The organism is Kitasatospora sp. GP82 (genome assembly GCF_029892105.1).
GTDB lineage: Bacteria > Actinomycetota > Actinomycetes > Streptomycetales > Streptomycetaceae > Kitasatospora.
On record NZ_JARZAJ010000100.1, the window covers coordinates 1 to 5,388 of the forward strand.

The window sequence follows — 5,388 nt, forward strand, 5'->3', positions numbered from 1 at the left end:
CGACGACGATCTTCGCGGAGGTGGTGGCGCGGCTGGGGGCGGCCGCGTTAGAGCTTGCGAAGTCCACTGAGGACCCTTTCGAGCAGCGTGACGTCGGGCTGGTTGCCGGATTCGCCGCCGGCAGCGGGCTGGTGGATGGCGACAAGACCGGCTTCGGCCAGGTCGGCCACGAGGATCCGGGCCACTCCCAGGGGGATGGAGAGCAGCGCGGAGACCTCGGCCACGGATTTGACCTCGGTGCACAGGGTGCAGATCCGCTGGTGCTCCGGCAGCATCGTGGCCAGGCGCTCGGGAGCGACGCTGGCGGAGACCAGTGCCTCCAGGGCCAGTTCGTACCGGGGCCGGGTACGGCCGCCGGTCATGGCGAACGGGCGGATCAGCGGACCCGAGTCCTCGTCGTCCAACTCCTCGATATGGCCTGGATCATCGGCCTGTTCAGGAAAACTCTCCGGACCCGGGTAGTCCTGGTAGCCGGAAGCGGGCTGGGCGAACTGCTGCTCGCCGTAGGGCTGCTGGCCGTACGGCTGCTGCTGGGCGAACTGCTGGCCACTGTGCTGATAGCCGGCAGAGCCGGGGTGCTGCTGGCCGATGGAGCCGGCGTGCGGACCGTGGCCGACACCTGGTGCTCCGAAAGCATCATGGCCGGTGCCAGGGTACGGGACGCCGTACTGGCCGCTGCGGTCGTCGGGCGGGGTCACGGTTCCTCTCCTCACTTGGTGCGGCGGTGCGGTGCGAGCTCGCGCCCGAGGGCCCGAGCAGGTGATGCGAAAGCCGTACGATGCCCGGTCCCGGGACCGTGTCTACCACGGTCCCGGGACGGGCCGGAGGTCTTTCGAATACCAGGACGGTATCCGACGAACCGTCAGTGCAGCAGGCTGCCCTGGAGTTCCGCGCGAAGAGCGGGGGTGAGGACGGCTCCGGCTCGGTCCACGAGCAGGGCCATTTCGTACCCGACGAGGCCGATGTCGGAGTCGGGTGAGGCGAGGACGGCGAGGGAGGAGCCGTCGCTGACGGCCATCAGGAAGAGGAAGCCGCGCTCCATCTCCACGACGGTCTGGTTGACGTCGCCGCCCTCGAAGATCCGGCTGGCGCCGGAGGTGAGGGAGGTGAGGCCGGAGGCGACGGCGGCGAGCTGGTCGGCGCGGTCGCGGGGGAAGCCCTCGGACATGGCGAGCAGCAGACCGTCGGCGGAGACCACCACCGTGTGCGACACCCCGGGGGTGTTGTCCACGAAATTGGTGATCAGCCAGTTCAGGTTCTGTGCGGCCTGGCTCATCTGACTCAACTCAACGCTCCTGGTGGTTCGAGCCGCCGAAGAGATCGGTGCTGCTGTTCTGTTGTCCGTTGCCGGAGCCACCCCGGTCGGGGTCGATCCGGAAGCTCCCGGTGGAGCTGTCGCCGCTCGCGCTGCGGCCCTGCTCGACGCCGCGGCGCAGGTTGGTCAGTCGGCCGCGGACCTCCTCGGGATTGCGCGAGACCTGCGGGCCGTCCTGGGGGGTCGCCTTGGCGTTCCCCGGGACGAGGTTCTGCTTGGGTACCCGGCGAGGCAGACCGGACGGGGTGGTCCCGCCGGCTGCGGGCTCGCGCAGCTGCTCGGCGCGCTGCCAGTCGCTGTCGTTGGGCGACTGCCAGGTCGCACCGGCCGCGCTGGTGGGGCCGGTCGGGCCGTAGCCGCCCAGGGCCGACACCTCGTGGCCACGGGTCTCCGGGGCGGGCGCGGTGTCCTTGGCACCGGTGAACCAGTTCGGCGTCTCGCCGCCGTCCTGGTCGCCGAAGCCGCCACCGAAGACGGACGGGCCGCCGAAGCCGCCGCCGACCGGCCGGTTGGAACCGGCCGCCGTGCCGCCGGCCAGCTGCTGGCCGGGCCGCCGCTGCGGCAGACCGGAGCTGAGGGTGTCCGAGCCGAGGGAGCCGGACTGCGGCGCTGCCGGGGGCAGCGCGGCCGGTTCGGCCTGGTAGGGCTCGGGGGTGTACGGGTGGCCGGTGGGCTGGTCGGCCCGGCCGCCGTAGGGCTGGTTCTGCCCGAACTGCCCGGTGCGGCCGTACTGGTCCTGGCCGTAGTCCTCGGCGTACGGCTGGCGGCCGTACTGGTCCTGCTGGCCGTACGCGTCCTGCTGGTGGGCCTGGTGCTGGTCCTGGCCGTACGGCTGCTCGGCGTACCCGGGCTCGGCGTACTGCCGGCCGTTCTGCTGGTAGCCGTAGTCGTCCGCGTACTGGCGGCCGTACTGGTCCTGCTGGCCGTACGCGTCCTGCTGGTGGGCCTGGTACTGGTCCTGGCCGTAGGGCTGCTCGGCGTACGGCTGGCGGCCGTACGGGTCGGCGGCGGTGGCCGGCGAAGCCTCCTCCAGCTCGGCCTCGATGACCTCCTCGACCTCGGCGAGTCCGTCGGGGCCGGCCTCAAGGGCGGCCCGGCGGCGCTGGTCGATGCGCTGGGAGCGCTGCATGGCCTCCAGCGCGGGGCTGAAGCCGCTGCTGCCGCTGTTGCCGGTCAGGTGGTCGTCGAAGCCCAGCTCGGCGGCGCTGCGCGGGCTGCCCGGGAGCTCCTGGGCCCAGGGGTCCTGCGGCTCCTGCTCGAAGATCCGGGAGACGGTGAACTGCTCCTCGGGCTCCGGTGCGCTCCGCATCTGGGTGAGGAACGGCGGGAGCATGACCAGCGAGGTGGTTCCGGCGGACTCGCCCGAGGGGCGCAGCTGCACCCGGATGTCGTGCCGCTGGGACAGTCGGCCGACCACGAACAGACCCATACGGCGGGAGATGGTGGCGTCGACGGTGGGCGGCTCGGCCAGCTTCTCGTTGATCTCGGCGAAGTCCTCGGCGGTGAGGCCGATGCCCTTGTCGTGGATCTCGACCAGCACTCGGCCGTCCGGCAGGCCGGTGGCGTTGACGAGGACGCGGGTCTGCGGGCTGGAGAAGGTGGTGGCGTTCTCCAGCAGCTCGGCGAGCAGGTGGACGAGGTCGGTCACGGCGGCGCCGACGACCTCGGCCTCGGGGATGCCGGAGAGCTCGACACGCTCGTACTGCTCCACCTCGGAGGCGGCGGCGCGGAGCACGTCGACCAGCGGGACCGGGGTGTTCCAGCGGCGGCCGGCTTCCTCACCGGCGAGAACGAGGAGGTTCTCACCGTTGCGGCGCATACGGGTCGCCAGGTGGTCCAGCTTGAAGAGGTTCTCCAGCTGGTCCGGGTCGGCCTCGTTGTTCTCCAGGTCGGTGATCAGCGCCAGCTGGCGCTGGATCAGGCCCTGGCTGCGACGCGACAGGTTGGTGAAGATCGCGTTGACGTTGCCTCGGAGCAGGGCCTGCTCGGCGGCCAGCGAGACCGCCTGCTGGTGGACCTCGTCGAAGGCGCGGGCGACCTCGCCGATCTCGTCCTTGCCCCAGAGCGGGATCGGCGAGACCGAGGTGTCCACGCGGTCCGGGTCGGTCTTGGAGAGCTTCTCGACCAGGTCGGGCAGACGGTGGTTGGCGATGTCCAGCGCGGCGGTGTTCAGAACGCGCATACCGAGGATCATCGAGCGGGCGATGAAGCCGGTGAGCAGACCGGCCAGCGCGAGCGCCAGGATCACGATCGCGGAGTTGAGGATCGCGTCGAACTGGGCGTTGGACTTGATGTCGGCGGCGTTGGCGACGACCTGGTCGAGCAGGTTGGTCTCGGCGGTGCGCAGCGCGGTCATGTGGCTGCTGGTCGCCTGCATCCAGTTGCCGGTGTTCAGGCCTTCCTTCTGCGCGCTCTCGAAGCTGTTCCTGGCGGCGGTCTCGCCCGGGGAGAACCCGGCGGCCGCGGCCTCGGAGTACGACAGACCGATGTTGAGCAGGCCCTGCATGGTGGGGATGGTCTGGTCGGGCATCCGCAGCGGGGCACGGGTGTCGTCGTCCGCCTGCTTGACCACGGCGTCCGCGTAGACCTTGGCGTCGTCCGAGGTGCTACCGGTGCTGAACTCGTTGATCGCGGTCTGTTCGAGCTTGGCGGAGACCAGCAGGGTCTGGATCAGATCCTGGTTCTCGTACTTGGTGACCTTCTGGGTGCCGATGCCGACGAGCAGGGTGAGCATCAGCGATCGCTGGGTCGAGGCCGAGGCCTTGGCCAGCGACATCGCGTAGATCGCGCGGCCCTTGCTGGTGACGGCGGAGCTACCGAAACCGACGGAGTTGTCGATGGCCAGCAGCGGGGCGAACATCGTCGAGTACGCGCCCTGGGTCGCGGTGGCGAAGAGTTCGGGCTTGAAGGCGTTGTCCCGCAGGTGCGGAAGGTTGACCACCAGCTGCTGGAAGGCGTCGTTGCGGCGGGCCAGCGTGCTGTCGCTGGAGACCTTCTTGAACGCGGCGTTGTACGTGGCCAGGGCCTCGTCGGTCTTGGCGCGCAGCTTGGGTATGACGCCCTGGTCGTCGCGGCCGGTCATGATCGGGATGACCGAGAGGTCGCGCTCGTTCTCCAGCGCGTCCGCCAGCTGGGTGGCGGCGCGGGCCAACTCTGCGGTCTTCTCCGCGTGGTCGGCGTTGGTGAAGTTGTCGAACGAGGTGTTGACGCGCAGACCGCCGAAGACCAGGCCGATGACGACCGGGATCAGCAGAATGGCGACCAGTCGGGTCGGCACGCGCCAGTTTCGGGGTGCCAGGAAGTCGTACTTGCTGGACTTGAGCCGGAGCTCTTCGGTGGTTTTGGCATCCGGAAGGTCCGCCGTGGGGCTCTTCCTGCCCTTGTCCCGGTCCCTGGGCGCGCCGCCCGGGTTGCCCGGTCCGCCCGGTCCACCGAGGACCTGGGTGCCGGGCCCGGAGGAGGTGCGCTCCTCGGCCGGGGTGAAGGCGGAGAATCCGCCTGTGGGTGGCTGGCCGCTACCGACCGCCTCGTTCTCGCGGGGCTCGGAGCGCCGCTGCGGGGTGACTGGCTGCTTACGCCTCACTCGACAACAACCTCTCGGCCGCTTGGCGGCCATGGATCAATCCAGCGGCTTTCCCCCGCTTGCCGCAGCCCGCTGCTGGGTGGAACTTTCCCTGGGTGACTACGGGGTAGCTGGAATTCCAGCACGTGCGGGGGAGGGGAACAAACAGTCCTCTGTATGCGATGAGCAAGGAATAATTCGGACATTCAGTAACGATCCTGGCAAAACTTGGGCCAGATGCTGCAGAGCGGATCGAATTCGCGACTCTGCGTTACTTTGGATCTCTAAATGCCTACCGAACTGTTATCAGCCCTGTGAACCTGCCCACTTCCCGCTGTGAAGGGAAGTGGGCAGGTGCGGGCGTTCTGTGTCGATGACCTGGGCCGATCTCTCGGGGCCAGGCTGCTCTCGTTGTCGCGGCCGTTATCGCAGGCGGGCGAGGAGGGCGTGTTCGACGAGGGTGATGAGGGCGCTTTTGGCGCTGTCCCGGCGGCGGGCGTCGAGGCTGATG

General features: G+C 69.5%; 3 protein-coding genes and 1 pseudogene. All 4 read right to left on the bottom strand.

The genetic code is table 11. The features are described 5' to 3' along the window. Window positions 1–47 precede the first annotated feature (47 nt). Window positions 48–698, bottom strand: coding sequence for a DUF742 domain-containing protein (locus P3T39_RS37085; protein WP_280703737.1), 651 nt, complete (start codon window positions 696–698; stop codon window positions 48–50). A gap of 164 nt (window positions 699–862) precedes the next feature. Next, complete coding sequence (locus P3T39_RS37090) at window positions 863–1,276, bottom strand: roadblock/LC7 domain-containing protein (protein ID WP_035797811.1); 414 nt, start codon at window positions 1,274–1,276, stop codon at window positions 863–865. Window positions 1,277–1,286: 10 nt separating this feature from the next. Continuing rightward, the gene (locus P3T39_RS37095) at window positions 1,287–4,898 is read right to left on the bottom strand and encodes a nitrate- and nitrite sensing domain-containing protein (RefSeq protein WP_280703738.1); all 3,612 of its coding nucleotides are present in this window, start codon (window positions 4,896–4,898) and stop codon (window positions 1,287–1,289) included. A 402-nt stretch (window positions 4,899–5,300) separates the two neighbouring features. Next, window positions 5,301–5,388, bottom strand: a pseudogene (locus P3T39_RS37100) (ATP-binding protein); the annotation flags it as partial.

Excerpts from the sequence above, each read along its gene's own strand:
- P3T39_RS37090 (WP_035797811.1), bottom strand. The coding sequence starts at position 1,276 with ATGAGCCAGGCCGCACAGAACCTGAACTGGCTGATCACCAATTTCGTG.